Source organism: Oceanicella sp. SM1341, from assembly GCF_003448965.1.
Lineage (GTDB): Bacteria > Pseudomonadota > Alphaproteobacteria > Rhodobacterales > Rhodobacteraceae > Paroceanicella.
Genome location: NZ_QRGC01000015.1, coordinates 35361 through 61495 on the forward strand (window position 1 = coordinate 35361; position 26135 = coordinate 61495).

Consider the following 26135-nt stretch of genomic DNA (forward strand, 5'->3'; position numbering starts at 1 on the left):
TGATGGCCTAGAATGCCCCCCGATACCCTTGCCCGCAAAGGTGGTGACCCGATGACAGACACGAGCCTGGCCTATCTCAGCGCAACCGAGGCCCTGCGCATGTTCCGCGCCCGCGAGCTCTCCCCGGTGGAGCTTCTCGAAGCGCATCTGGCGCGCATCCCCGCCAGCGCCGACGGGCTCAACGCGGTGTGCTTCACCTATGCCGAGGAGGCAATGGAACAGGCCCGCGCCGCCGAGGCCCGCTATGCCGCCGGTGCCGATGACATCGGCCCGCTGGAAGGCATTCCCGTGGCGCTGAAGGACGAGAACATGATGGCCGGCAAGGTGACCACCTACGGCTCGCTCCTCTATGCCGACCATGTCGCCACCGAGAGCGCCCCGGTGGTGAGCCGGCTGCTCGAGGCGGGCGCCGTGGTGCATGCCCGCACCACCACGCCGGAATTCTCCTGCGCGCCCTTCTGCCACTCGCGGCAATGGGGGGTGACGCGCAACCCGTGGAACCCGCAGTTCACCCCCGGCGGCTCCTCGGGCGGCTCGGGGGCGGCACTGGCCGCGGGGCTCACCACGCTTGCCACCGGCTCGGACATCGGCGGCTCCATCCGCATCCCGGCCTCGGCCTGCGGGGTGGTGGGGTTCAAGCCGCCCTACGGCCGGGTGCCCTCCACCCCGCCGTTCAACCTCGACCATTACAACCACCCCGGGCCGATGGCCCGCAGCGTGGCCGATTGCCTGCTGATGGAGAATGTCCTCGCCGGGCCCCACCCGAAGGACATCGCCTCGCTGAAACCGCAGCTCGAGGTGGAGGCCCGCCCGGCCGACCTGCGCGGCCGCCGCATCGGCTACTCGATCGATTTCGGCTTCATGGAGGTGGACGGGCAGGTGCGCGCCAACACCCTCGCCGCCCTCGACGTGTTCCGCGCCCTCGGCGCCGAGGTGGTGGAGGTGGCCCTGCCCTGGGACTGGGACGTCTACCACGCCGCCGCCACCCATCACGGCGCGCTCTTCGGCGCCTGGCTGGCGGAATATCTCGACGCGCGCGAGGCCCAGCTTGCCCCCTACACCGCCGGTTTCGCCCGCCGCGCGCTCGGCATCACCACGGCCGACTATCTCGCCTCCATCGGGGTGGAGGGGCGGATCTACGCGCATTTCGGCCCGATGATGGAGGAGCTGGACCTGTTCGTCTGCCCCACCCTCGCCATCCCGGCGGTGCCGGCGGAGTTCGACATGGCGGGCCCGCTCAGCATCAACGGCGTGGAGGTCGACCCCTACCTGGGCTGGACCATGGCCTGGCCCTTCAACATGCTCAGCCGCTGCCCGGTGCTCTCGGTGCCCTCGGGCCATGCGGCAAGCGGCGTGCCCACCGGCATCCAGCTCGTGGGGCGGACCTATGACGACCAGGGCGTGTTCGGCGCCGGCCTCGCCTATGAGGCGGCGGTGGGCGGCTGGTATGCCTCGGCGGCCACCCGGCCCGCGCTCGGCTTCTGAGGCGCGCAATGCAGATCATCCATTCCGAAGACCACCGCCTCCAGGACGTCCCCACCGAATTCTACCGCGGCCGCTGGGTGGAGGCCTTCGAGACGCCCCGCCGGGCCGAGCTGGTGCTGGCCGCCGTGCAGCGCGCCTTCCCCGGCCCGGTGCTGGCGCCCAGGCGCTTCGGCACCGCGCCATTGCTGGCGGTGCATGACGCGGGTTTCATCGACTTCCTCGCCACGATCTGGGAGCGCTGGGAGGCCGAGACCGGCCCCACCCCGGCCTATCCCAATGTCTGGCCGCCCCGGCGCAGCCGGATGATCCCCACCACCCGGCCCGGCGCCGAGCTCGGCCGCTATGCCATCGACATGAGCAGCCCGGTGCTGGCCGGCACCTGGCAGGCAGCGCAATCCGCCGCCGACTGCGCCCTCACCGGGGCGGCACTGGTCGACGCCGGCGCGCCCGCCGCCTTCGCGCTCTGCCGCCCGCCCGGCCACCACGCGGGGCGCGACTATTTCGGCGGCTACTGCTTTCTCAACAACGCCGCCATCGCCGCCCGCGCCTTCCGCGATGCGGGCGCCGCGCGCGTGGCCGTGCTCGACATCGACTATCACCACGGCAACGGCACGCAGGACATCTTCTATGCCTGCGCGGACGTGCTCACCGTCTCCCTCCACGCCGACCCGGTGCAGGACTACCCCTATTACGCCGGTTTCGCCGACGAGACCGGCGAGGGCGAAGGCGCGGGCTGCAACCTGAACCTGCCCCTGCCCTGGGGCACCGGCTATGCCGGCTGGGGCGATGCGCTGTCCCGGGCGCTGGCGCGCATCGCCGCCTTCGCGCCGCAGCGGCTCGTGGTCTCGCTCGGGGTCGACGCCTTCGAGGGCGACCCGATCTCGCGCTTTCGCCTGCGCGGCGCGGATTTCGCCGACATCGGCCGGCGAATCGGCGGGCTCGGCCTGCCCACCCTCTTCGTGATGGAGGGCGGCTACGCGGTGGAGGCGATCGGCGACAACGTGGCGAGCGTGCTCGGCGGCCACATGGCGGCGCGCGGCTAGCCCGCCGCCCCCTTGCCCGCAAGGGCGGGGGCGGCGTCCGATCGACACATTGATTGATCGAGCAATCAGAAATATTGACAGCCCCGCCCGGCTTCCGCAGTATCCGGGCAAGGGGCTGGCGCGGGGCGCGCGCCGGCCCGCGCACAGGTGCAGCCGAAGGGAACTGGTATGACGGATGCTCGGAACGACGAGGTGGGCGAGGCGCTGCGCAAGCATGTGCTGCTGCCCGCGCAGGAGATGGAGAAACTCGGCCGCACCCGCCAGCCCGTGCTCACCCACGCCGAGGGGATCCATGTCTACACCGAGGACGGCCGCCGGCTGATCGACGGGCCGGCCGGCATGTGGTGCGCGCAGGTGGGCTACGGGCGCCGCGAGATCGTCGACGCGATGGCCGAGCAGGCGATGACCCTGCCCTATGCCTCGCCCTGGTACATGGCCACCAGCCCGGCGGCGAAACTGGCGGAGAAGATCGCCTCGCTCACGCCCGGCGATCTCAACCGCATCTTCTTCACCACCGGCGGCTCCACCGCCGTGGACAGCGCCCTGCGCTTCTCGGAGTTCTACAACAACGTGCTCGGCCGGCCGCAGAAGAAGCGCATCATCGTGCGGATGGACGGCTACCACGGCTCCACCTCGCTCACCGCCGCCTGCACCGGGCGCCGCGGCAACTGGCCGAATTTCGACATCGCGCAGGACCGGATCTCCTTCCTCTCCAGCCCGAACCCGCGCCACGCCGGCAACCGCAGCCAGGAAGCCTTCCTCGACGACCTGGTGCAGGAGTTCGAGGACCGTCTCGAGGCGCTCGGCCCCGACACGGTGGCCGCCTTCCTCGCCGAGCCGATCCTCGCCTCCGGCGGGGTGATCATCCCGCCTGCCGGCTATCACGCCCGCTTCAAGGCGCTCTGCGAGACGCACGACATCCTCTACATCTCCGACGAGGTGGTGACCGGCTTCGGGCGTTGCGGCGAGTGGTTCGCCTCCGAGAAGGTGTTCGGCGTCACGCCCGACATCATCACCTTCGCCAAGGGCGTCACCTCGGGCTACGTGCCGCTGGGCGGGCTCGCGATCTCCGAGGCGGTGCTGGCGCGCATCTCGGGCGAGAACGCGAAGGGGAGCTGGTTTTCCAACGGCTACACCTACACCAACCAGCCGGTGTCCTGCGCCGCCGCCCTCGCCAACATCGCGCTGATGGAGCGCGAGGGCATCGTGGAGCACGCCCGCGACATGGCGGAGCATTTCGCCGCCGGGCTGCGCTCGCTCGCCGACCTGCCGGGCGTGGCCGACGTGCGCTCCGTGGGGCTGGTGGGCTGCGTGCAGTGCATGATCGACCCCTCCCGGGTCGACGGCACTGCCGAGGACAAGGCCTTCACCGCCCGCATCGACGCGCGCTGCTTCGAGCTCGGGCTCATCGTGCGCCCGCTCGGCGATCTCTGCGTGATCTCGCCGCCGCTGATCGTCACGCCCGCGCAGATCGACGAGATCATCGCCATCATGCGCCGGGCCATCACCGAGGTGAGCGCCGCGAGCGGCCTTGCCCCCGCGCCGGGCGCAACCGCCCCCTGACCCCCGAACCCACAGGACAGACATGCTGCACACCATCGACTGGCACGGCCGCGCCGCCGCAGCCGTGCTCCCGAACCGCCCCTTCATCGACGGCGCCTACGTCGACAGCCTCTCCGGCGAGACCTTCGACTGTGTCTATCCCGGTGACGGCCGGGTGCTCACGCAGGTCGCCTCGTGCAACGATGCCGACGTGGACCGCGCCGTCGCCTCCGCCCGCCGCGCCTTCGAGGCGGGAAGCTGGTCGCGCATGGCCCCGGCCGAGCGCCGCCGCATCCTGCTGCGCTTCTCCGAGCTGATCCTCGCCAACCGCGAGGAGCTCGCCCTGCTCGAGACCCTCAACGTCGGCAAGCCCATCGCCAACGCCTACAACGGCGACGTGGTGAGTGCCGCCTCCTGCATCGCCTGGTATGCCGAGGCGATCGACAAGGTCTACGGCGAGGTGGCCGCGACGGGGCCCGACATGACCACCATGGTGGTGCGCGAGCCGCTGGGCGTGGTCGCCGCCGTGGTGCCGTGGAACTACCCGATGTCGATGGCGGCCTGGAAGCTGGGCCCGGCGCTCGCCACCGGCAACTCGGTGATCCTCAAGCCCGCCGAGCAATCGCCCTTCACGGCGCTGAAGTTCGGCGAGCTTGCCATCGAGGCCGGCATGCCCCCGGGCGTGCTGAACGTGGTGCCGGGCCTGGGCCACATCGCCGGCCGCGCGCTCGGCCTGCACATGGACGTGGATTGCGTGGGCTTCACCGGCTCCACCGAGGTGGGCAAGTACTTCATGCAGTACTCCGGCCAGTCCAACATCAAGCGCATCGGGCTGGAGCTGGGCGGCAAGTCGCCCCAGGTGGTGCTGGCCGATTGCGACGATCTCGACGCCGCCGCCGCCGGCATCGCGGCGGGCATCTTCGCCAACACCGGCCAGGTGTGCAACGCGGGCTCCCGGCTGATCGTGGACGCGAGCATCCGCGACGCGCTGCTGGAGAAGATCGCCGCCCAGGCCGCGAACTACCAGCCCGGAGACCCGCTCGACACCGCCACCCGCATGGGCTCGGTGGTGAGCGAGGAGCAGATGAGCCGCGTGCTGGGCTACATCGACGCCGGCCGCGCCGAGGGCGCGAGCGCGCTCATCGGCGGGGCCCGCGTGCGCACCGAAACCGGCGGGTTCTTCATCGAGCCCACCGTCTTCGAGGGCGTGCGCAACGACATGACCATCGCCCGCGAGGAGATCTTCGGCCCCGTGCTCTCGGCCATCACCGTGAACGGGTTCGACGAGGCGATGGCCGTGGCGAACGACACGATCTACGGCCTCTCCGGCGCGGTCTGGACCGGCTCGGTGAAGAACGCCCACCGCGCGGCGAAGGCGATCCGCGCCGGCGTGGTCTGGGTCAACTGCTTCGACCGCGGCTCCATGGCCGTGCCCTTCGGCGGCTTCAAGCAGTCCGGCTTCGGGCGCGACAAGTCGCTCCACGCGATGGACAAGTACACCGACCTCAAGGCGATGTGGTTCGCCCACTGAGCCTCTCTCCCCGCCCCTCCCGCTGCCACGGGCCGGGGCGGGGGGCCCTCCCCCTGCATCGGAGCGCTGCCATGTGGAAGGACGATGTCCTCGCACACCCCGTCACCCCCTACGAGGAGCGCCGCCGCGCCATCGAGGCCGAGCCCCTGCCCGAGAACATCGGCGCGCTGATCGACGCCGCCGCCGCCGAGGCCGGCGACCGGGTGCTGTGGAATTTCTTCGACAGCGGCGAGACCATCACCTACGAGGCCATGCGCACCCGGGTGAACGGGCTGGCGCGCGCGCTCGTGCGTCTCGGCATCACCAAGGGCACGCATGTGGGGGTGATGCTGCCCAACATCGCGGCCTTCCCGCTCACCTGGCTGGCACTGGGGCGCATCGGCGCGGTGATGCTGCCGATCAACCCCGGCTACCGCCCGCGCGAGATCGCCCATGTGATGAACACCGCCGAGGCGGAATGGGTGGTGGCCCATGCCGACACCCGCGCCGTGCTCGACACCGCGCGCGCCGAGGGGCTGGTGAGCCTGCCGGCGGAGCGCATGATCCTGCTCGGCGGCGACATCCCCCCCGGCGGGCATGACTGGGAGGCGCTGGCCGCAACCCCGGCCGAGCGCTTCGAGCCGCCCGCTCCGGTGGGGCATGACGATCTGCTCAACATCCAGTTCACCTCCGGCACCTCGGGCTTTCCCAAGGGCTGCATGCTGAGCCAGCGCTACTGGATCTCGTCCGGAAAGGTGAACGCCTTCCGCGACGGCCGGCGCTTCTCCCGCATCCTCGCCTCCACGCCGTTCTTCTACATGGATCCGCAGTGGCTCCTGCTGATGACGCTTTACCAGCGCGGCACGCTCTTCGTGGCGGCGCGCCAGTCCACCAGCCGCTTCTCGGGCTGGCTGAAGGAGCATGGCATCGAGTTCTGTCTGCTGCCCTGGGTGCTGCACGGCATGGCGCCGCAGCCGCATGACGCCGACAACCGGGTGATCCGCGCCAACATCTACGGCTGCCCGCGAGACCTGCACGCCGGTCTCGAGGCGCGCTTCGACCTCAACGCCCGCGAGGCCTTCGGCATGACCGAGATCGGCCCGGCGATGTTCGCCCCCATTGAGCGCCCCGACAAGGTGGGCTCGGGCAGCTGCGGTGTGCCCTGCCCGTTCCGCGAGTGCCGCATCGTCGACGAGGCGGGCACCCCGCTGCCCCCCGGCGAGATCGGCGAGCTGCAGATCCGCGGCCCCGGCATCATGCTGGGCTACTACAACAACCCGGCGGCCACCGCCGAGGTGCTGCGCGACGGCTGGTTCTCCACCGGCGATCTGTTCCGCTGCGACGAGGAGGGTTTCTACACCATCGTCGGGCGCAAGAAGGACATGATCCGCCGCTCGGCCGAGAACATCGCCGCCCGCGAGGTGGAGACCGTGCTCACCGCCGCCCCCGGCGTGGCCGAGGTGGCCGTGGTGGGCGTGCCCGACGCGCTGCGCGGCGAGGAGGTGAAGGCCTATCTCAAGCTGCGCGAGGGCCTCGCCCCCGGGCCGGACGTGCTCGCGGCGGTGATCGCCACCGCCGAGGCCGGGCTCGCCCCCTTCAAGGTGCCGCGCTTCTACGCCTTCGTGGAGGAGTTCCCCCGCACCGCCTCGCTCAAGATCGCAAAGCCGCAGATCACCGCCGGAGTGGCAGACCTGCGCGCCGGCGCCTGGGACCGCGTGTCCGGCGCCTGGGTTTCGGGAGAGACCGCATGACCGCCCCCGCCTATGACGCCGTCATCGTGGGTGGCGGCCACAACGGCCTCACCTGCGGCGCCTATCTCGCCCGCGCGGGCGTGAGCGTGCTCGTGGTCGAGCGCAGCGCGATGGTGGGGGGGGCGGCGGTGACCGGCGAGATCGCGCCGGGCTACCGCTCCTCCATGGCCTCCTATTACCAGGGGCTGTTGCAGCCCAAGGTGATCCTCGACCTCGAGCTGCAGAAATACGGCTTCGAGGTGCTGCCCGCCCCGCCCACGGTCTTCGCGCTCAGCGGCGGGCGCAGCTTCACCCTCTGGGACGACCCGGAGAAATTCGTCGCCGAGATCGGCAGGTTCTCCAACACCGATGGCGAAGCTTACCTGAAGTACCGCGCCCATATGGCGAAGATCGCCCCGCACATGCAGCGCCTGCTGTGGGAAGTGCCGGTGAACCCCGGCAGCGGCAAGCTGCGCGACCTGAAGCGCCTCGCCGGGTTCGTCTGGCGCTTCCGGCGCATCGGGCCGCAGTTCTTCGACATCTACAACCTGCTCACCATGAGCGCCTACGATTACCTCTCGCGCTGGTTCACCTCCGAGGAGGTGAAGCTGGTGCTGGGCTTCTTCGCCGGCGGCGGCGGGGCGAACTCGAGCCTCAGGACCCCCGGCTCGGCCTACATGCTCGCCCGCGGCATCGTGCGCGACGGCAGCACCGCCGCCGGGCCCGCGGGCTTCATGAAGGGCGGCATGGGCGCGATCTCCGAGGCCATCCGCCGCTCGGGCGAGGCGCATGGCATGCAGGTGCGCACCTCCTGCCCGGTGGAGCGCATCCTGGTGGAGAATGGCCGCGCCGCCGGGGTGCGGCTCGCGGGCGGCGAGGTGATCCGCTCGAAGATCGTCATCGCAAACGCCAATGCCCGCACCACCTTCACCAGGCTGCTCGACCCCGCCGACCTGCCGGAGGATTTCAACCGCGACATCCGCAACATCCGCTGCGAGAGCACCGTGTTCCGGGTGAACCTCGCGCTCACCGGCCTGCCGCAGGCCCCGGTCTTCGCCGCGAACGGCCCCCTGCCGCCGCAGATGACCATCGCCGGCGACGTGGGCTACATGGAGCGCGCGCACCGCGCGGCGCAGGCCGGCGACATGGCGCCGGAGCCCTTCCTCATCCTCAAGATCCCCACGCTGGTCGACCCCACGCTGGCCCCTCCCGGCCACCACGTGATGAACATCTTCGGCGGCCACGCGCCCTACACGCTGGCGCAGGGCGACTGGGACAGCCGGCGCGACGAGCTCTGGGCCCGGGTGCTGGGCGTGCTGCGCCCGCATTTCCCCGATATCGAGAGCCTGATCCTGCACCGCCAGGTGCTCACCCCGCTCGACATCGAGCGCATGTTCGACCTGCCCAACGGCCATGTGCACCATGGCGAGATCAGCGCCGACCAGATGTTCTTCCGCCGCTACTCGCCCGATTACGCCGACTATCGCAGCCCGGTGCCGGGCCTGTTCCAGGCCAGCGCCTCGGTGCATCCGGGCGGCGGGGTCACCGGGGTGCCCGGGCACAATGCCGCGAAGGTCATCCTCGCCAACCGACGGAGCTGGAACTGATGCTGATCGACTTCTCGAGCCGCCCGCCGCTGCCCGAATTCTCCCCCGCAGCGCCGCACCTGCAGAACTACCGCCGGGTGTACCGCGGCTCGGAGAGCCGCTCCGCCGCCTCGGGTGCAGCACAGGGGCTCGAGGGCTATCTCGAGACCTACGAGCGCCTCGGCGCCCGGGCGGTGGTGCTGAAGGCGCGCGACCTCACCACCACCTTCGGCTTCCGCATCCCCAACGAGACGGTGGCGGAGTTCGTGGCCGCCCACGGGCCGCGCTTCATCGGCTTTGCCGGGGTCGACCCCTGGCAGCCCGGCGCGGCGGCGGAGTTCGAGCGCGCGGTGACCGGCCTCGGCCTGCGCGGGCTCAACCTGCAGTGCTTCGAGCTGAAGATGACGCCGGACGACGCGCGCCTGTTCCCGCTCTACGAGAAGGCCATCGAGCTCGACGTGCCGGTGAACATCCATTGCGGCATCAACTTCTCCACCGCGACACCGATGTCGCTCGGCCGGCCGGAGCATCTCGACGCGGTGATGGTGCGCTACCCCGGGCTGCGCGCCATCGCCTCGCCCCCCGGCTGGCCCTGGGTGCAGGAGCTGATCGGCACCGCCTGGCGGCACCCGAACCTCTTCATCGGCCTGCTCGCCGTGCGCCCGAAGCTGCTCGCCAAGGCGCATTCGGGCTACGAGCCCCTGCTGCAATACGGCCGCACCATCCTGAAGGAAAAGATGATCTTCGGCTCCGCCTTCCCGATGATGCCCGCCGATGCGGCCGTGGCCGAGATCGACGCGCTCGGGCTCGACGACACGGTGCGCCGGCTCTGGCTGCACGACAATGCCGCAAGGTTTCTGCGGCTCGACGGCACCAATGCTTGACAATGTCCGGCCATCGCCTATCCGGGAAAGACAGGCGGAAACCCGCGAAAACGACCCGTCCGCACGGGTCCGGCGCCCCGGGGAGGCGATGTTCCGGTGACTGAGCTCACATCCAGACCGAAGCGCGGCACCGCCCGGCCCAGCCGCGACGACCAGGTGCTCGACCGGCGCCGCAGCCTGATGGAAGCGGCGATCAAGGTGATCTCGAAGCGCGGGCTCACCGGGGTCACGATCAACTCCATCGCCTCGGAGGCGAAGTGCTCCTACGGCGTGGTGGCCTTCCACTTCCAGTCCAAGGAAGGGGTGATCTTCGCCGCGCTCGACCATGCGGCGGCCGAGTACGAGGCCTATCTCGTGCGGCTCGACGCCTCCGCCCTGGGCCCGGCCGAGCGGATACGCCGGATGATCGACACCGATTTCAGCCGCAAGCAGGGCAGCCGCAACACCATCGCGCTCTGGCTCGCCTTCTGGGCGGAGGCGGCGCGGGTGCCGGCCTACCGCACCCGCTGCGCGGCCCTGCGCGACCATTACAACCGCGCCGTGGCCGCCGATATCGCCGAGCTCGCCACCCTGCGCGGCGTGGCGCTCGACGCCGAGCTGCTCGCCGTCTCGCTCAATGCGATGATCTCGGGCCTGTGGATCGAGGCGCTGCTGCAGACCACCTCGGCCAGCGAGGCGCAGAGCCGCGGCCACGCCGCCTGCATCGCGATGATGCGCGCGTATTTCCCGCAGGATTTCTGAGGCGCGCCGGCGGAGGAACGCCCGCGGCCGCCCCGCCGGGCCGGGCCAGACGCGCACGGGCTTGTTGCGGTCAGCGGCCGCCGCGATGCCCGGAAGCCGGGCGGATGGTGCCCCCGGGCCCGCCTGCTTGCGCGAGCCCGGCGGGGCCATTGCCGCACCGGCGCTCGACTGCCTCCGGGCCGCGGCACATCGCGCGCACGCCGATTTCGCGAGACCTGCCGCCGCCTCACCGCAAGGCGGGGCGGCAGCAGCCCGGGGGGGCCGGGCGCCCCCCCTTCGGCCACGCAGCAGCGGCCGCCGCACTCAGGCCTCGCGCAGGATGAGGTTGCCGAAACCGTCCACCGTCGCCACCTGGCCGGGCAGGATGTAGGTGGTGGCGTCGAGCTGCTCGATGATGGCGGGCCCGTGGAGCCGTGCGCCGGCGGGCAGGCGGCGGCGGTCATGCACCGGGCAGTCCTGCCACGCCCCCTCCGCCCAGACCTGCTGCACCTCCGAAGGCTCGGGCATCGGCCCGGCCGCGGGGCCCGCGCGGTCGGCCGGCTGGCCGAGGCTGCCGCGCGCCGAGACCCGGGCGAACACGAGCTCCACCGGCACCTCCGGCTGGTCGAAGGTGTAGAGCTGGCGATGGGCGGCGTGGAAGCCCTCGATGGCCTGCGCCAGGGCCTCCCGCGTCACCGCGCGACCCGGCCAGTCGACCGTGAGCTCGAAGCCCTGGTGGAGGTAGCGCATGCCCACCACCCAGTCGATCTCCTGGCCCGAAGGCGGGATCGCCTCGGCCGAGAGCCACTCGCGCGCGCCCGCGTCGAGCCCGGCGAACACCTCCTCCAGCCGCGCGAGGTCATAGTCCGGTGCGCGCAGGATGCAGGTGCGGGTGAAGTCCTTCTTCAGGTCCGAATGCAGCAGGCCCATGGCCGAGAGCACGCCCGCCTCCGGCGCCACCAGCGCCGCGCGCATGCCCAAGAGCCGCATCAGGAAGCCGCCGTGCAGCGGCCCGGCCCCGCCGAAGGGCACCAGCGCGAATTCCGCCGGGTCATGCCCGCGCTCCACCGACACCACGCGGATCGCCCCCACCATGTTGGCATTGGCGATCTCGACGATGCCGGTCGCAGCCTCGAGCACCGAGAGGCCGAGGGGCGCGGCGACATGGGTCTCGATGGCGCGCTCGGCCGCGGCGCGGTCGAGCAGCATCTCGCCGTCGAGCAGCCGGGGGGTGAGATGGCCCAGCACCAGATGCGCGTCGGTGAGCGTGGGCTCGGTGCCGCCGCGGCCGTAGCAGACCGGGCCGGGCACGGCGCCGGCACTGGCCGGGCCCACCACCAGCGCGCCGTTCACCACCCGGGCGATGGAGCCGCCGCCCGCGCCGATGGTGTGGATGTCGATCATCGGCAGGCCCAGCGGCCACTCGCCCACCCGGCCCTCGGTGGTGACCGAGGCCTCGGCGCCGTCGATCAGGCAGATGTCGGCCGAGGTGCCGCCCACGTCGAAGCTGATCAGCCGCGGCTCGCCCGCCTGCCGGCCGATGACGCCGGCGCCCACCACGCCTGCCGCGGGGCCCGAGAGCGCGGTGTGGATCGGCTCGTTGCGGATGGTGCCGGCCCCGGTCACCCCGCCGCTCGACTGCATGAGCAGGAGCCGCCCGCCGATGCCCTCGCCCGCCATCTGCGCCTCGAGCCGCGAGACATAGCCCGAGACCTTCGGCATCACGTAGGCGTTGAGCAGCACCGCCATCGAGCGCTCGAACTCGCGGAAGGCCGGCAGCACTTCGGCGGATAGCGAGACCTGCGCCTCGGGGAATTCCTCGGCGATGATCTCGCGGGTGCGCAGCTCATGCGCGGGGTTGGCGTAGGAATGCAGGTAGCACACGGCGACGGAGCGCAGGCCCTTCGCGCGGATATCGGCCACCGCGGCGCGCAGCATCGCCTCGTCGAGGGGGGCGAGCTCGGCGCCCTCGTGGGTCATCCGGCCGTCGATGCCCCAGATGTGCTCGGGCGGCACCGGGCGCTCGGGCTTCACCCAGGCATAGATGTTGCCGGTGCGCGGGATGTCGTGGCGGCCGATCTCGAGCACGTGGCGAAAGCCGGTGGTGGTGAGCAGCGCGCAGTCCGCCCCCTGCATCTCGAGGATGGCGTTGGTGGCCACGGTGGTGCCGTGGAAGACATGGCTCACGGCCTCGGCGCCGAGCCCGTTGTCGGCCAGCACCCGGCGCAGCCCGGCGAGGAACCCGCGCGAGGGGTCGTCGGGCGTGGAGGGGGTCTTGGCCTTGTGGAAGGCGCCGGTGCCCCGGTCGACCAGCGAGACGTCGGTGAAGGTGCCGCCGGTGTCGACGGCGATGGAGATGGTCCTGTCCATGCCTGGCCTCACTCTGCCGCGGCGCGGGCGGCGCGCACCGCCCGGTCCGCTTCCGCCACCCAGCCGGCGGCGTCGAAATATCCCCGGCGGTGGAACATCGCCACCGGGCGGCGGTGGGCTTCGCGCCAGGCGGCGGTGGCGGGCTCGTCCACCGTGCCGGCCTGCGGGTCGAGCACCACGCCGTAATCCTCCAGCGCCGCGGCCGCACTCACCATGCCGCCCAGCACGTCGCGCAGCACCCGGGCGGGCTCGCGGTCGAACGGGTCGCCGAAGCCGCCGCCGCCGGGCATCTCGATGCGCAGCACGTCGCCGGTGGCAAGCTCGATGCCGCCCGCGAGCGAGGGCAGGCGCCGCTCGCCCTCCTGCCCGGGGTTGAGCACGAAGCGGCCCGAGCGGCCGCACATGCCGCCTGCCACGCCGTAGGCCGGGAAGTCGACGTTGCTCATGCGCAGCGAGGCGGTGGCGGTGTCCGAGAGCATGCGGAACTCGCGCACCACGCCGCAGCCGCCGCGCCAGCGGCCGGGCCCGCCGGAATCCGGGTTCAGCGCGTAGGTGAGCATCAGCAGCGGGTAGTTCTGCTCGGCGAATTCCAGCGGGTAGTTCTGCTGGTTGAGGAAGTAGATCGCGTCCGGCCCGTCCGAATCCGGCCGCGCGCCCTGGCCGGCGGCGATGGCCAGCGTCTTGAGGAAGGGCGCGCCCGAGCCCTTCAGCGTGCCGCGCAGCTTGTTGGCGCTGTAGGCCGAGGAGGAGCCGAGCGCGAGGTCGGGCCGCGCCACGGCCACGAGGCCGAGGCAGGCGCTCGTCACCCGCGCGAGCGTGATCGAGCGCTGGCCGAGGGCGGCGGGAAAGCGCGGGCTGATCACCGAGCCCTCGCGCAGGCGCACCTCGTCCACGAGGTCGAGCAGGCCCTCGTTGAACATCAGCTCCGGGTGGCCGGCGATGATGTAGACGCCGAAGACCATCTGCAGGCTGGAGGGGTGCATGATGAAGTTGATCGGCCCGCGGGTCTGGTCATCGGTGCGGGTGGCGTCGAGGGTGAGGTGCTCGCCTTCCGCCGTGAGCTCCATGCGGATGGCGATGGGGCCGGTGCCGTGGCCGTCGGTGTCGATGAGCTCGGTGAAGGCGTAGCGCCCGGGGGTGAAGATCTCGCGCATGCGGCGGCGAGCGGTGCTGCGGGTCTGCTCGATCAGCCGATCGAAGGCGGTATGGGCGCGCTCCACGCCGAAGCGCGCGAAGAGCTCGGCCATGCGCCGCCCCCCCAGCTCGACCGAGGCGAGCATGGCGCGGATGTCGCCGCGGCTCATCTCCGGCAGGCGCGAGTTGCGCAGGAAGGTGCGCAGCAGATCGTCGTTCAGCACCCCCTCGCGGTAGAGCCGCACGGGCGGGATGAGGATGCCCTCGTGGAAGATCTCGGTGGCGTCGGGCGTGGTGGAGCCGGAGCGCATGCCGCCGATGTCGAGGAAATGCGCCCAGGAATGGGTGAAGCCCGCAAGCTCCCCCTCCACGAAGATCGGCGCCACGAACACCTGGTCGGGCGTGTGCGAGACCCCGCCCTCGGAGAGGTAGGGGTCGTCGTACCAGTAGACGTCGCCGGGGCGCATCTCGGAGATGGGGAACTGCTCGAGCACCGGGCCGAGGATGTTGCCCAGGATCGGCAGCTTGGTGCCGATCAGCAGCCGGCCCTCGCGGTCGAACAGCCCGCAGAAATAGTCCTGCTTCTCGCGGATCACCGGCGACATGGCGGTGCGTTGCAACAGCCGCTCCATCTCCGCCTGGGCGGAGCGCAGCGCGCCCTTGATGACCTCGATGGTGACGGGGGAGATCTCCTCCGCCGCGGCCGCCGCGGGGGCGGCCTCCCGTGAGCTGGTCAGTGTCATGCTCTTTCCCCTGCGGCCCGCGGGCCCCTCATGGTTGCTGCGCAGCCCCGCCGGCGGGACGCGCCTTCGGCCCGGTGCCGGGGTGCCGGCCACCCCGGGCCCGTTTCCCGGCGCCCTGTCCGGGCGCCCGTGTCGTCTATCCCCCCACGGGGAGGGCTTTCGACCCCGGCCCCTGTGGCTCCCCGATGGTCACGGCCGGGAGAGGAGGCGGCCCCTCGTGCGCCGCCGGTCCCCGGCGGTCGCGGTGGCGCGGGCGGTGGCCGCGGCTCGCGGCCCCGGCTTCAGGGGGCAGTTGCCGTGTCGGACGCCTCCGCGGCCGGCCCCCCTGCCGGGCGCTTTCCCACCTCCTCGAGCAGCGCCGCCCCGGTGCGGATGCCGGCGAGGAACAGCGCCACCTCCATGTTCTCGTTCGGGGCGTGGTTGGCCTCGTCGAAATTGGCGTAGGGGGTCACGAAGGCATCGGTGCCGAGGATCTTGGTGAAGACGTAATCCGGCAGGCTGCCGCCCATGCAGGGAAACTCCAGCGGCTCCTCGCCTCGCGCCGCGATCATCGCGTCGACCAGCGCGCCGCGCCAGGGCGAGTCCATCGAGGTCTTGGAGGGCAGCATGCCGCCCGAGGGCACGAACTCCACCTCAGGGGCATGCGCCTCGACATGCGCCTTCACGCAGGCGAACACCTCCTCCACCGTCATCGCCTCCACCAGGCGGATGTCGCATTTCGCCACCGCCTCGGCCGGCAGCACGGTCTTGGAGCCGGGGCCGCCATAGCCGCCGTGCAGGCCGTTGATGGTGAGCGTGGGGTGGAACATCAGCCGGTCGAACAGCGGCCGGTCGGCCGGGGCGTCGAGCGCGCGCATGCCGATCGCCTCCATGTAGGCCGCACGGTCGTCCGGCAGGCGGGCGAGCGCGGCGGCCTCGGTGGGGGTGGCGGGCAGCACCCGGTCGGCGAGCCCGGCGATGGTGATCTCGCCCTCGGGCGATTTCATCGTGGCGAGCAGGTGCACGAGCTGCCAGATCGCGTTGGGCATCACCCCGCCGTAATTGCCCGAATGCGCGTCGCGCCGGCCGGTGCGGGCGCGCAGCTCGAAGGAGGCGACGCCGCGCACCCCGTAGGAGATGGTCGGCCGGCCGGACTGGTGCATCGGCCCGTCCGCGGTCACCACCAGGTCGGCGCGCAGGCGGTCGCGGTTGGCGCGGATGAACTCCTCGATGTTGGGGCTGCCCACCTCCTCCTCGCCCTCGAGCAGGAAGATCACGTTGCACGGCAGCGTGCCATGCACGGCGAGATGCGCCTCGATGGCCATGAGCTGGGCGAAATGCTGGCCCTTGTTGTCGCCCACGCCGCGGGCCCAGATGCGCCCGTCGCGGATCTCGGGCTCGAAGGGCGGGCTGTGCCACAGCTCCAGCGGCTCGGGCGGCTGCACGTCGTAATGGCCGTAGAGCAGGATGGTGGGCTTGTCGGGGCCGGCGTCGTAGCGGCCGAGCACCATCGGGTGGCCGGAGGTGGGCACCGCCTCGGCCTGCAGCCCCATGCCGGTGAGCATCTCCACCAGCAGGGCGCAGACCTCGCGGATGCCCTTGTTCTGGGCCGAGATCGAGGGGTTGCGCAGGTAGGCGATCAGCCGCTCCACGTAGCTCCCGGAGCGGGCGTCGATATGGGCGAAGACCGCGTCCAGCCGGGGGGTGTCGTTCATGAGCGGGGCTCCTCGCGGGTGAGCAGGATGGCGCCGGAGGGGTGGACCGTGCCGGTCCAGCCCGGGGCGATGAAGCTCGTGGTGTCGAGCTGGGTGAGGATGAGCGGGCCGGTGAGCACGGCGCCGGCGCCGAGGGCGGCGCGGTCGACCACCGGAACCTGCGTGGGGGTGTCGCCGATGAACACCTCCGCGTGCTCGGAGACCGGCACCTCGCGCCCCTCGGCCAGCGGGATGACCGGGGGCGAGGCGGCAAGGCCGGTCGCCTCCACCCGCAGGGTGACGAGCTCGATCTGCGCCTCCAGCGTGAAGCCGTAGAGCGCGCGGTGCCCGGCGGTGAAATGCGCCTCCGTCTCCGCCGGGCAAGCGGCGTAATCCACCGCGATCTCGCCGCCCTGGCCACGGTAGCGCATCAGCGCGCGGCAGGCGGTGCGGCGGTCGGCGGGGGCCACGCCCTCCTCGTCGAACCATTCCGCCGCCTGCGCCTCCAGCCCGGCCACGATGCCGGCGGCCTCCGCCGCGTCCATCGCGCCGGGGCTGGGCAGGGCCTGGCTGAACTCGGCCTTCAGGTCGGCCGCCAGCAGCCCGTCGGCGCAGAGCACGCCGGGCGCGAGCGGGATCAGCACCCGGGTGATACCCAGCAGGTCGGCCAGCGCGCAGCCGTGCAGCGGCCCGGCGCCGCCGAAGGGCACCAGGGTGAAGTCCCGCGGGTCATGCCCGCGCTCCACCGAGACCACGCGCACCGCGCCCACCATGTGGTTGTCGGCGATGGCGAGGATGCCGCGCGCGGCGGTGAGGGCGTCGAGCCCCAGCGGGCCGGCCACCTTCTCCTCCACCGCGCGGCGGGCGGCGGCGGCATCGAGGCTCATGCGCCCGCCCAGCAGCCGGGCGGGCAGCTGGCCCAGCACCACATGCGCATCGGTCACCGTGGGCTCGGTGCCGCCGTGGCCGTAGGCGGCGGGGCCGGGGCGGGCGCCGGCGCTCTGCGGGCCGACCGAGAGCGCCGCGTCACGGATGCGGGCGATGGACCCGCCGCCGGCGCCGATGGTGATCATGTCGACGATGGGCAGCGCCAGCGGCCAGTCTCCCACCGAGCCGGACTGGGTGAGCCCGATCTCGCCGCCCTTGATCAGGCAGATGTCGGCCGAGGTGCCGCCGATGTCCACGGTGATGATGTCGTCGATGCCGCAGGCCCGGGCGGCAGCGCGCGCGCCCACCACGCCCGCCGCCGGGCCCGAGAGCGCGGTGAGCGCGGGGGCGAGGCGGATCTTCGCCGCGCCGGCCACGCCGCCGTTCGACTGCATGAGCATCAGGGGGGCGCCGGCGCCTTCCTCGGCCAGCCGCTCCTCCAGCCGCTGCACGTAGGTGGTGACGCCGGGCATCACCGTGGCGTTCAGCACCGTGGCGAGCGAGCGCTCGTATTCGCGCACCACCGGCAGCACGTCGGTGGAGAGGGTGACCATCACGCCCGGCAGCTCGGCGCGCAGGATCTCGCCCACCCGGCGCTCATGCGCGGGGTTGGCGAAGGCATGCAGCAGGCTCACCGCCACCACCGACACCCCCATTCCGGCGATGGCGGCGGCGGCGGCGCGCACGCTCTCCTCGTCGAGCGGCTCAATCACCGTGCCGCCGGCGCCGATGCGCTCGCCCACCTCGAGGATGCGCGAGGCGGGCACCGGGGGCTTCGGCTTTACCCAGGTGTAGAGGTTGGCCTTGCGGGGGATGTCCTGCCGGCCGATGGAGAGCACGTGGCGAAAGCCCTTCGTGGTGACCAGCGCCGCCGGGGCGCCCTTGCCCTCGAGGATCATGTTCGTCGCCACCGTGGTGCCGTGGAGCACATGCGCGAGGGCGGAGGCATCGGCGCCCGCGTCACCCAGCGCGAGGCGGATGCCGCTCAGGAAGGCTTCCGAGGGGTCGGCGGGGGTGGAGGGCGTCTTGGCCCGCCAGGTGCGGCCGGAGGCCTGGTCGGTCAGCGCCACGTCGGTGAAGGTGCCGCCGATGTCGACGGCAACCGAGAGGCCGGCTTCAGGAAAGGACATCGAGATATTCCCCGCGATGGAAGGTCTTCACTTCGGGCGGCACGGCGCGCAGGGCGCGGGTTTCCGCCGCGTCGAGCGCGCCGCCGGTGATGGCGACGCCGTAGAGCGCGCGGGCCGCGGCCTCGGTCACGAAGCCGCCGAGCACGTCTTCCAGCACGTCCTCGGCCGGGCGCTCATAGGGCGGGCCGTAGCCGCCGCCGCCGCCGGTCTCGATGCGCAGCACGTCGCCCTTCTTGAACCGCGTGCCCTCCGAGAGCGGGGCGATTTCGGTCTCGCCCGGCGTGCCGGGGTTGCGGAAGGCGCGGCCCGGGCCGCCGGACATGCCGCCGTTGATGCCCCAGGGCGGGTTGGTCACCCCGTCGATGCGCAGGCCCAGCAGCATCTCGTCGGCCAGCACCTCGTATTCGCGCACGATGCCGCAGCCGCCGCGCCAGCGCCCGGCCCCGCCCGAATCCGCCACCACGCCGTATTCGCGCAGCCGCATCGGGTAGCTCATCTCGAGGAACTCCACCGGGTAGTTCTCCTGCGCGACGAAATAGACCGCGTCGATCCCGTCGGCGAAGCTGCGCGCGCCGTAGCCCACGCCGATACCGTCGGCGAGCAGGAAGGGCTCCGGCGCCCCGTCGCGCGTCCAGGTGCCGCGCATCAGCGTGACGACATAGGCGGAATGCGCGGCGGGCGCGGCGCCGCCCGCCACGTTCAGCAGGCCGTTGAGGCAGGCGAGCATGCGCATCATCGTGAGGCCGCGCATGCCCAGCGGCGCGGGGAATTTCGGCTGCACCAGCGAGCCCTCGCGCAGCCGCACCTCGTCGAGCGAAAGCGGGCCGCCGGCGTTGCACACCTGCGCGGGGTCGCCGCCGAGATAGTAGAGCCCCAGCGCCATGCCGGGCACGCCGGGGTTCATCAGCAGGTTCACCGGGCCGGGGGCCTGGTCGTCGCTCTCGGTCGCGTCGAAGATGAAGCGGTCCTCACCGCCCTCGCCCTTCTCGCGGGTCATGGCGAAGCGCATGCGGAACGGGCCGTTGCCGTGGCCGTCGCTGTCGATCGCGTCGGTGAAACGGTGGGTGCCGTAGGCGAAGGTCTCCGCCAGCTTGCCCCGCACGAGGGTGCGGTTGCGCTCCAGCAGCTGCGCCAGCGCGTCGGACACCACCTCGGCCCCGTGCAGCGCAACGATCTCCGACACCCGGGTGGCGCCGAGCTCGACGCTCGCCATCAGCGCGCTCATGTCGCCGATGCTCTGGGCCGGGAAGCGCGAGTTGCGGTGGAAGATGGCCAGCGCGGCCTCGTTGGTCACCCCTGCGTCGATGAGCTTCGTGGGGGGCACGATGATGCCCTCCTGCCAGATCGAGGTGGTCTCGGGGCTGATCGAGCCCGGGTGCAGCCCGCCGATATCGGCGAAATGCGCCCAGCTCATCACGAAGGCGCAGAGCCGGCCCGCCTGGAACACCGGGGCGAGCAGCACCTGGTCGTTGGAATGCGAGACGGCGCCCTGGCTCTCGTAGCAGTCGTTGTACCAGTACATGTCGCCGGGCTTCATGCTCTCGCGCGGGAAATGGCGGAAGACGGGGCTGGTGAGGTCGCCGAATATCGGCACCATCGAGCCCACGGCCATCACCCCGTGCTCGTCGAAGAGCGCGGTGTAGAAATCCTTCTTCTCGCGGATGAAGGCGGAGATGGCGGTGCGCTCGATCAGCGCCTCCATCTCCTTCTGCGTGGCCATGACGGCGCCGCGGATGATCTCCAGGGTCACCGGGTCGCACAGGCCGCGGGGCGCGTCGGGCCGGGGCGCGGGCCGGCTTGCGAGGGCGGAATCGGTCATCGGGGGTGCTCCTTTCTCCGCCCGGCTACTCGGCCAGGTGGCAGGCAACGGAATGTCCGGGGCGCAGCATGCGCAGGGCCGGCCGCTCGGCCGCGCAGCGCGACACGGCGAGCGGGCAGCGGTCGTGGAAGCGGCAGCCGGAGGGCGGGTTTCGCGCGTCCGGCAGGCCGCCGACGATGGGCAGTGCGGCGTGCGACTGGTCCACGTCCGGCACCGGCACCGCCTGCACCAGCACCTTCGTGTAGGGGTGGAGGGGGGCGCGGATGACATCGGCCGTCGGCCCGTCCTCCACCACCGCGCCGAGGTACATGGTGATGGTGCGCTCGCAGACGTAGCGCACCAACGCGAGGTCGTGGGAGATGAACACGGCGGCGAGGCCCATGCGGTCACGCACCTCGCGCAGCACGTTGAGGATGCCGGCGCGCACCGAGACATCGAGCATCGACACCGGCTCGTCGGCCACGATGAACTCGGGCCGCAGCACCAGCGCGCGGGCCAGCACCACGCGCTGCAGCTGGCCGCCGGAGAGCTGGTGGGGGTAGCTGTCGAGCATGTGCTGGGTGGCGGTGAGGCGCACCATGTCGAGCGCCTCGGCCAGGCGCTCCTCGTGCTCGGCCTCGGGAATGCGGGCGTTGTGCAGCGGCTCGTAGAGGCTGCGGCGGATGGTGAAATGCGGGTTCAGCGCGTCGAACGGGTTCTGGAACACCAGCTGGGCGCGGCGGCGGAAGGCGAGCTCGGGGCCCCGGGCCATGCCCTCCAGCGCCTCGCCGTCGAAGCGGATCTCGCCCGATGAGGGGGAGGCGAGCTTCACCAGCATGCGGCCCAGCGTGGTCTTGCCGCAGCCGCTCTCGCCCACGATGCCGAGGCTTTCGCCGCGCTTCAGCGTGAGGCTGATGTCGGAGACCGCGTCGACCACCGGGCGGCGGCCGCTGAGCACGTCGGCCAGCGAGCGGGAGAGGTGGAAGCGCTTCGAGACATTCTCGACCGAGACCAGCGGCGGGGCGGACGGGGCCTGGCTCATGACACACCTGCGGCGGCCGGGGTGAGGGCGCGCGCGGCCTCGGCGCGCAGGGCTGCGGCCTCGGGCGCGCGGTGGCAGAGCGCGCGGTGCCCCTCGCCGATGGCGACATCGGGCTGCGGGTGGCGGCAGGCGGAGACCGCGAAGGGGCAGCGCGCGCGGAAGCGGCAGCCGGAGGGCGGGTCCGCGAGGTCGGGCGGCGCGCCGTCGATGGGGGCGAGCAGCCGGTCATCGCCGGCAAGCTCGGGGAAGGCGTTGTAGAGGCCGATGGTATAGGGATGGCCGGGGCGGCGCAGCACCTCGCCCACCGGCCCCGCCTCCACCACCTGGCCCGCGTACATCACCACCACGTAATCGCACACATAGGCCACCACCGAGATGTCATGCGTGACCAGGATCACCGAGAGGCCGAGCTCGGCCTGCAGCCGCGCGAAAGTGTCGAGCACCTGGCGCTGGATCACCACGTCGAGCGCGGTCACCGGCTCGTCGGCGATGATCAGCCTGGGGTCGAGCGCGAGGGCGAGGGCGATGGACACGCGCTGGCGCATGCCGCCGGAGAACTGGTGGGGGTATTCGTCGAGCCGCTTGCGCTCCAGCCCCACCATCTCGAAGAGGTCGCCCGCCCGGGCACGGGCGGCGCGCCGGCCCATGCCGCCGCGCTTGCGCAGCACCTCCTCGATCTGCCGGCCCACCTTCCACACCGGGTCGAGCGCGTTCATCGCACTCTGTGGCACATAGGCGATGTCGCGCCACTGCAGGGCGCGCATCTCGCGGCGCGGGAGGGTGACGATGTCGCGGCCCTCGAACAGGATCTCGCCCCCGGCGAAGGAGGCGGCGGCCGGCATCACCCGGGTGAGGGCGCGCACGGCGGTGGTCTTGCCGCAGCCGCTCTCGCCCACCACGCCCACCACCTTGCCGGCGGGCACGTCGAAGCTGATCCCGTCGACCGCGCGCACCCGCCCGCGGGGGGAGGCATAGTCGATCGCGAGGTTGCGCACACTCAGCAGCATGGCTCAGCCCTTCAGCTTGGGGAACATGACTTCCTCGTAGCCGCGGCTGATGAGGAAGCCCGCCACCACCACGGCGACGATGCACAGGCCCGGCGGCACGAACCAGTAGAACTGGCCGCGCCCCAGCGCCTGGCTGGCATAGGCGTCCTGCAGCATGTAGCCCCAGGACACGGTATCGGAGGGGCCGAAGCCGAGGAAGCTGATCGAGGCCTCGGTGAGGATGGCCCAGCCCACCGCCACGGAGGCGTAGAGGAAGGACAGCGCCAGCACGTTGGGCGCGATATGCACGAAGAGGATGTGCCAGGGCCCGGCCCCGGTGACGCGGGCGGCCTCCACGAAGGCGCGCTCGCGCAGCGACATCACCTGCGCGCGGATCACCCGCGCGGTGTTGGGCCAGAGCAGCAGCGCGATGCCGAACACCACGTTCCACTGCGAGGGCTCGAGGAAGGCCGCCAGCACGATCACGAAGGGCAGGAAGGGGATGCCGAGCGCGATATCGGCCAGCCGCATCAGGATGGTGTCGGCCCAGCCGCCGAAGAAGCCGGAGACCAGCCCCACCACCGTGCCGATGCTCACCACCGAGAGCGCCGCTGTGAGCCCCACGATCAGCGCGCTGCGGCTGCCCATGACGAGCTGGGAGAAGATGTCCCGCCCGGAATAGGTGGTGCCGAGCCAGAAGGTGCCGTCGGGGGCGAGGTTTCGCGCCAGCTCGTAATCGGGGGTGAAGAGCATCTCCAGCGGGTCATGCGTCACCAGCCGGTCGGCGAACACCGCCACGAGGATGAAGATCGCGTAGATGATCACCCCGGCGAGGGCGTAGCGGTCGCGCCGCGGCACCTCGATGACGGCGCTCAGCACGCGGCCGGTGGCGGGCAGCAGCCTGCGGCGCGGGCGCAGCGGCAGGGTGGCGGCGGCGGCGGTGTCAGGCGGTCGTTGCAACGCGAACCCTCGGGTCTAGCAGCTGGTAGGTGATGTCGGCGATGAAGTTCATCACGATGAGCACGGCGGTGATGATGAGGAAGGCGCCCTGCGCCAGCGGGTAGTCCGAGGCCGAGACCGCGTTCACCAGCAGCCGCCCGATGCCGGGCCAGGAGAACACCGTCTCCACCACCACGTTGCCGCCCACCGCCGAGCCCACGCCGAGCGCGAAGGCCGTGGCCACCGGCAGGAGCGCGTTGCGCGCCGCGTGGCGCAGCACGATGGTGCGGGTGGAGAGGCCCTTCATCTTGCCCATGGTGATGAATTCCTCCTGCAGCACCTCGAGCATGTTGGAGCGCATCAGCAACAGCGGCAGGCCCTGCAGGTAGATGGCGAGCGTGAGCGTGGGCAGCGCGAGATGGCTGAGGTAGTCGAGCGAGAAGATGCGCTGCCACTCGCTGTCCCAGGCCGCACCGGAGGCATTGGCGCCCCCCGCCGGAAACCAGCCGAACTGGAAGGCGAAGACCGCCAGCATCACCATGCCGAGCCAGAATTCCGGCGCGGCCCGGGTGGTGAGGGCCAGCGGAATGCCCACCCCCTCGATCCAGGAGCCGCGCTTCCAGGCCAGCCAGGCCCCGGCGAGAATGCCGAAGACATAGGCGATGACCAGCGAGGCGAGGGTGAGGATGAGCGTGTTGGGCAGCACCTCCAGCACGATGTCCACCACCGGCTTCTTGAAGAAGAACGACTGCCCCAGGTCGCCCTGCGAGAGGTTGACCAGGAACAGCCAGTATTGCTCGCCCAGAGACTTGTCGAGACCGAACTGGGCGATGAGCGCCTGCTGCTGCTCGGCCGTGGTCGTCTGGTCGATGAAGGCGGCCAGCGGGGTGCCCGGCATGATGCGGAACATGAAGAACAGCACCGTTCCGACCACCCAGAGCACCAGAATCATGTGAACCAGGCGGTTGAATAAGTATCTCATGTCAGGCCCCCCTCGGGCCGCCGTGTCAGTCGGAGAACGGGTCGGTCTTGCCTTCGGGGTAGTAGAGCGTGCCGTCGGAGATCACGTAGCCCGCCTCCTCCAGCATCGCCTTGGCGATCTTCACCCCGGTCTCGAGCGTGTCGGTCTCCGGGTCGTGCCAGAAGGGCAGCGCCTCGGAGACATGGCTGTTGGCCAGTGCGGCGAAGCCGTTCCAGGCGGCGTTCTGGATGAGCTTGCGCGGGATGGCGAAGGAGAGCGCGCGGCGGAAGACCTTGTCGTCGAAGGGCGGGCGGCGGCAGTTGAAGGCGGCATACTGGAAGCCGATGTCCACCGCCTCGGCGATCACCAGGTCCTTGTCCTCCTCCGCGGCCTGCTTGAGCAGCTCGGGGTCGCCCGTGTAGTCCGACATGAAGTTCATCTCGCCGGATTTCATCATGCCCAGGCCCGCGGCCACGTTGAGCACGATGCGCATGATCCAGCGGTCGATCTTCGGCGGCGCCCAGTGCTCGGGGTTGGCCTCGAGCACGATCTCCTGCTGCGGCAGCCAGCGCACGAACCTGAACGGCCCGGAGCCGATGCGGCTCTCCTCGGTGATCGACTCCGCGGTCTCGCCTGGCTTGAGCGTGGCCAGCAGCGGCTCCCAGACGTGCTTGGGCACGATGTTGAGCTTGGCGAGCGTCGAGGTCTCGAAAGCGGCGTTGGGCTGGTCCAGCGTCATCACCACGGTGCGCGCGTCGGGCGCCTCGATGCCGGTGATGATGTCGGTGAAGGGCTTGTACATCGGCGCCGTGTTGTCCTGGCTCGGCGCGGTGAAGGAGAACACCACGTCCTCGGCCGTCACCGGCTTGCCGTCATGCCAGGCCATGCCCTCGCGCAGGGTGATGGTGCATTCGGTGGCGGCGTCGTTCCACACCACGCTCTCCGCCGCCCAGGGCTGCGGCAGGCCGTCCTTGCCGATGCGCATCACCCGGTCCCAGATCAGCTCGGTCACCCAAGAGTCCTGCGCGCCGGAGATGTAGAACGGGTTGCAGGCGTTGAGCTCGTTGGACGAGTTCATCACCAGGTCCTTCTGGTCGCCCTTCGGGGTGATCTCGATGAAGGTCCAGAAGTTCTTCACCCCGAGGCCGGGCTGGTCGGTCACGGTGGCGGGGTCGAACACCGCGCCGGAATAGGCGTAGAATTTCTCCGGGTAGACGAGGAAGGCGTAGGGCTGGTCCTCGTTGATGATCTGCTGGGCGCGGTAGATCAGCTCGCGGCGGGCGTCGCGATCAGCGGTGACGCGCTGCTCCTCGGCAGCCTTGTCATACTCGGGGTTCTGGTAGCCCACGAAGTTGTAGCCGGTCTCGGCGGTGGTGGAGTGGAAGAGGTTGTAGACGAACTCGTCGGGGTCCGAACGCTCGGGCCGGCCGACCATCTGCCACATGGTGAGGTCCCATTCGTCGCGCTTGTACCAGATCACGTCGGAGAGCTGGGTGTTGGGCAGGGCCTGCACGGTCACCTTCAGGCCGAGCTCGCCCCAGATCTGGGCGATCAGCTCGGCGGCCTGGTATTGCTGCGGGTTCGCCGCCTGGGTGCGGCTGTAGAGCGTGAGGCTCCGCACCGGGCCGCCCTCCGCCGCGCGGGCGGCGCGGAACGGCAGCGCGCCGAAGGCCACACTGGAGAGGGCCGTTGTCCCCGCAAGGCGGAGCAGATCGCGTCTTCTGATGGTCATGGCAACCTCCTGGTTGGGATCACGGCGAGGCGTCTTGCGCGCCCGCTCTGCATTTGTTTTTCATTGTGTGAAACGATGTTTTATTAACTATGCGCCGGCTCCGGCATGAGGTAAACAAATTTCGTCAGCCAGGGAGGAAGGTTCATGCTCGACGCGGGAAAATGCGAAATTCTTAAGCAGATTCGTCTCGATGACGCATG

Annotated in this window: 18 protein-coding genes; 8 read left to right on the plus strand and 10 right to left on the minus strand. The window is 71.1% G+C overall.

The annotated features are described in order from the left end of the window. Positions 1-51 precede the first annotated feature (51 nt). The 8 genes from D3P35_RS14520 to D3P35_RS14555 all read left to right on the plus strand — a co-directional run bounded on the left by D3P35_RS14520 (position 52) and on the right by D3P35_RS14555 (position 10521). On the plus strand, positions 52-1485 hold the full coding sequence (locus tag D3P35_RS14520; RefSeq protein WP_118135460.1) for an amidase: 1434 nt from the start codon (positions 52-54) through the stop codon (positions 1483-1485). 8 nt (positions 1486-1493) lie between these two features. After that, the gene (locus D3P35_RS14525) at positions 1494-2528 is read left to right on the plus strand and encodes a histone deacetylase family protein (RefSeq protein ID WP_118135461.1); all 1035 of its coding nucleotides are present in this window, start codon (positions 1494-1496) and stop codon (positions 2526-2528) included. A gap of 168 nt (positions 2529-2696) precedes the next feature. Continuing rightward, complete coding sequence (locus D3P35_RS14530) at positions 2697-4091, plus strand: aminotransferase (RefSeq protein WP_118135462.1); 1395 nt, start codon at positions 2697-2699, stop codon at positions 4089-4091. Positions 4092-4113: 22 nt separating this feature from the next. Beyond that, complete coding sequence (locus D3P35_RS14535) at positions 4114-5601, plus strand: aldehyde dehydrogenase (protein WP_118135463.1); 1488 nt, start codon at positions 4114-4116, stop codon at positions 5599-5601. A gap of 71 nt (positions 5602-5672) precedes the next feature. Then, on the plus strand, positions 5673-7331 hold the full coding sequence (locus D3P35_RS14540; protein WP_118135464.1) for a class I adenylate-forming enzyme family protein: 1659 nt from the start codon (positions 5673-5675) through the stop codon (positions 7329-7331). Then, complete coding sequence (locus tag D3P35_RS14545; protein WP_118135465.1) at positions 7328-8917, plus strand: NAD(P)/FAD-dependent oxidoreductase; 1590 nt, start codon at positions 7328-7330, stop codon at positions 8915-8917. Before D3P35_RS14540 ends, D3P35_RS14545 begins: the two co-directional genes overlap by 4 nt. Then, positions 8917-9780, plus strand: a complete 864-nt coding sequence (locus D3P35_RS14550) for an amidohydrolase family protein (protein WP_118135466.1) — start codon at positions 8917-8919, stop codon at positions 9778-9780. The genes D3P35_RS14545 and D3P35_RS14550 overlap by 1 nt, the downstream gene beginning before the upstream one ends. 96 nt (positions 9781-9876) lie before the next feature. Continuing rightward, positions 9877-10521 (plus strand): TetR family transcriptional regulator C-terminal domain-containing protein, encoded by a 645-nt coding sequence (locus D3P35_RS14555; RefSeq protein WP_232830514.1) that lies wholly within the window; start codon positions 9877-9879, stop codon positions 10519-10521. A 303-nt stretch (positions 10522-10824) separates the two neighbouring features. Here the strand turns inward: D3P35_RS14555 and D3P35_RS14560 are convergent, their stop codons facing one another. The 10 genes from D3P35_RS14560 to D3P35_RS14605 all read right to left on the minus strand — a co-directional run bounded on the left by D3P35_RS14560 (position 10825) and on the right by D3P35_RS14605 (position 25935). After that, entirely contained in the window at positions 10825-12870 is a 2046-nt protein-coding gene (locus D3P35_RS14560) for a hydantoinase/oxoprolinase family protein (protein WP_118135467.1), read from the minus strand. 8 nt (positions 12871-12878) lie between these two features. Further along, positions 12879-14747: a hydantoinase B/oxoprolinase family protein gene (locus tag D3P35_RS14565; protein WP_118135468.1), complete on the minus strand. Its 1869-nt coding sequence runs from the start codon at positions 14745-14747 to the stop codon at positions 12879-12881. 281 nt (positions 14748-15028) lie between these two features. Next, complete coding sequence (locus tag D3P35_RS14570) at positions 15029-16441, minus strand: M20/M25/M40 family metallo-hydrolase (protein WP_118135469.1); 1413 nt, start codon at positions 16439-16441, stop codon at positions 15029-15031. Further along, positions 16438-18477 (minus strand): hydantoinase/oxoprolinase family protein, encoded by a 2040-nt coding sequence (locus tag D3P35_RS14575; protein WP_118135470.1) that lies wholly within the window; start codon positions 18475-18477, stop codon positions 16438-16440. Before D3P35_RS14575 ends, D3P35_RS14570 begins: the two co-directional genes overlap by 4 nt. After that, positions 18464-20296 carry a hydantoinase B/oxoprolinase family protein gene (locus D3P35_RS14580; RefSeq protein WP_118135471.1) on the minus strand — a complete coding sequence of 611 codons (1833 nt, stop codon included), beginning with the start codon at positions 20294-20296 and terminating at the stop codon, positions 18464-18466. Before D3P35_RS14580 ends, D3P35_RS14575 begins: the two co-directional genes overlap by 14 nt. A gap of 25 nt (positions 20297-20321) precedes the next feature. Further along, entirely contained in the window at positions 20322-21317 is a 996-nt protein-coding gene (locus D3P35_RS14585; protein ID WP_118135472.1) for an ABC transporter ATP-binding protein, read from the minus strand. Next, on the minus strand, positions 21314-22324 hold the full coding sequence (locus tag D3P35_RS14590) for an ABC transporter ATP-binding protein (protein WP_118135473.1): 1011 nt from the start codon (positions 22322-22324) through the stop codon (positions 21314-21316). The genes D3P35_RS14585 and D3P35_RS14590 overlap by 4 nt, the downstream gene beginning before the upstream one ends. Positions 22325-22327: 3 nt before the next feature. Then, positions 22328-23263: an ABC transporter permease gene (locus D3P35_RS14595; RefSeq protein WP_118135474.1), complete on the minus strand. Its 936-nt coding sequence runs from the start codon at positions 23261-23263 to the stop codon at positions 22328-22330. Continuing rightward, positions 23247-24224, minus strand: coding sequence for an ABC transporter permease (locus D3P35_RS14600; protein WP_118135475.1), 978 nt, complete (start codon positions 24222-24224; stop codon positions 23247-23249). The genes D3P35_RS14595 and D3P35_RS14600 overlap by 17 nt, the downstream gene beginning before the upstream one ends. A gap of 25 nt (positions 24225-24249) precedes the next feature. After that, positions 24250-25935 (minus strand): ABC transporter substrate-binding protein, encoded by a 1686-nt coding sequence (locus D3P35_RS14605; protein ID WP_118135476.1) that lies wholly within the window; start codon positions 25933-25935, stop codon positions 24250-24252. Positions 25936-26135 lie beyond the last annotated feature (200 nt).

What these genes read in the sequence shown, in the direction of transcription:
- D3P35_RS14520 (WP_118135460.1), top strand. Translation starts at nt 52, where the DNA reads ATGACAGACACGAGCCTGGCCTATCTCAGCGCAACCGAGGCCCTGCGC.
- D3P35_RS14525 (WP_118135461.1), top strand. Translation starts at nt 1,494, where the DNA reads ATGCAGATCATCCATTCCGAAGACCACCGCCTCCAGGACGTCCCCACC.
- D3P35_RS14530 (WP_118135462.1), top strand. Translation starts at nt 2,697, where the DNA reads ATGACGGATGCTCGGAACGACGAGGTGGGCGAGGCGCTGCGCAAGCAT.
- D3P35_RS14535 (WP_118135463.1), top strand. Translation starts at nt 4,114, where the DNA reads ATGCTGCACACCATCGACTGGCACGGCCGCGCCGCCGCAGCCGTGCTC.
- D3P35_RS14540 (WP_118135464.1), top strand. Translation starts at nt 5,673, where the DNA reads ATGTGGAAGGACGATGTCCTCGCACACCCCGTCACCCCCTACGAGGAG.
- D3P35_RS14545 (WP_118135465.1), top strand. Translation starts at nt 7,328, where the DNA reads ATGACCGCCCCCGCCTATGACGCCGTCATCGTGGGTGGCGGCCACAAC.
- D3P35_RS14550 (WP_118135466.1), top strand. Translation starts at nt 8,917, where the DNA reads ATGCTGATCGACTTCTCGAGCCGCCCGCCGCTGCCCGAATTCTCCCCC.
- D3P35_RS14560 (WP_118135467.1), bottom strand. Translation starts at nt 12,870, where the DNA reads ATGGACAGGACCATCTCCATCGCCGTCGACACCGGCGGCACCTTCACC.
- D3P35_RS14565 (WP_118135468.1), bottom strand. Translation starts at nt 14,747, where the DNA reads ATGACACTGACCAGCTCACGGGAGGCCGCCCCCGCGGCGGCCGCGGCG.
- D3P35_RS14570 (WP_118135469.1), bottom strand. Translation starts at nt 16,441, where the DNA reads ATGAACGACACCCCCCGGCTGGACGCGGTCTTCGCCCATATCGACGCC.
- D3P35_RS14575 (WP_118135470.1), bottom strand. Translation starts at nt 18,477, where the DNA reads ATGTCCTTTCCTGAAGCCGGCCTCTCGGTTGCCGTCGACATCGGCGGC.
- D3P35_RS14580 (WP_118135471.1), bottom strand. Translation starts at nt 20,296, where the DNA reads ATGACCGATTCCGCCCTCGCAAGCCGGCCCGCGCCCCGGCCCGACGCG.
- D3P35_RS14585 (WP_118135472.1), bottom strand. Translation starts at nt 21,317, where the DNA reads ATGAGCCAGGCCCCGTCCGCCCCGCCGCTGGTCTCGGTCGAGAATGTC.
- D3P35_RS14590 (WP_118135473.1), bottom strand. Translation starts at nt 22,324, where the DNA reads ATGCTGCTGAGTGTGCGCAACCTCGCGATCGACTATGCCTCCCCCCGC.
- D3P35_RS14600 (WP_118135475.1), bottom strand. Translation starts at nt 24,224, where the DNA reads ATGAGATACTTATTCAACCGCCTGGTTCACATGATTCTGGTGCTCTGG.
- D3P35_RS14605 (WP_118135476.1), bottom strand. Translation starts at nt 25,935, where the DNA reads ATGACCATCAGAAGACGCGATCTGCTCCGCCTTGCGGGGACAACGGCC.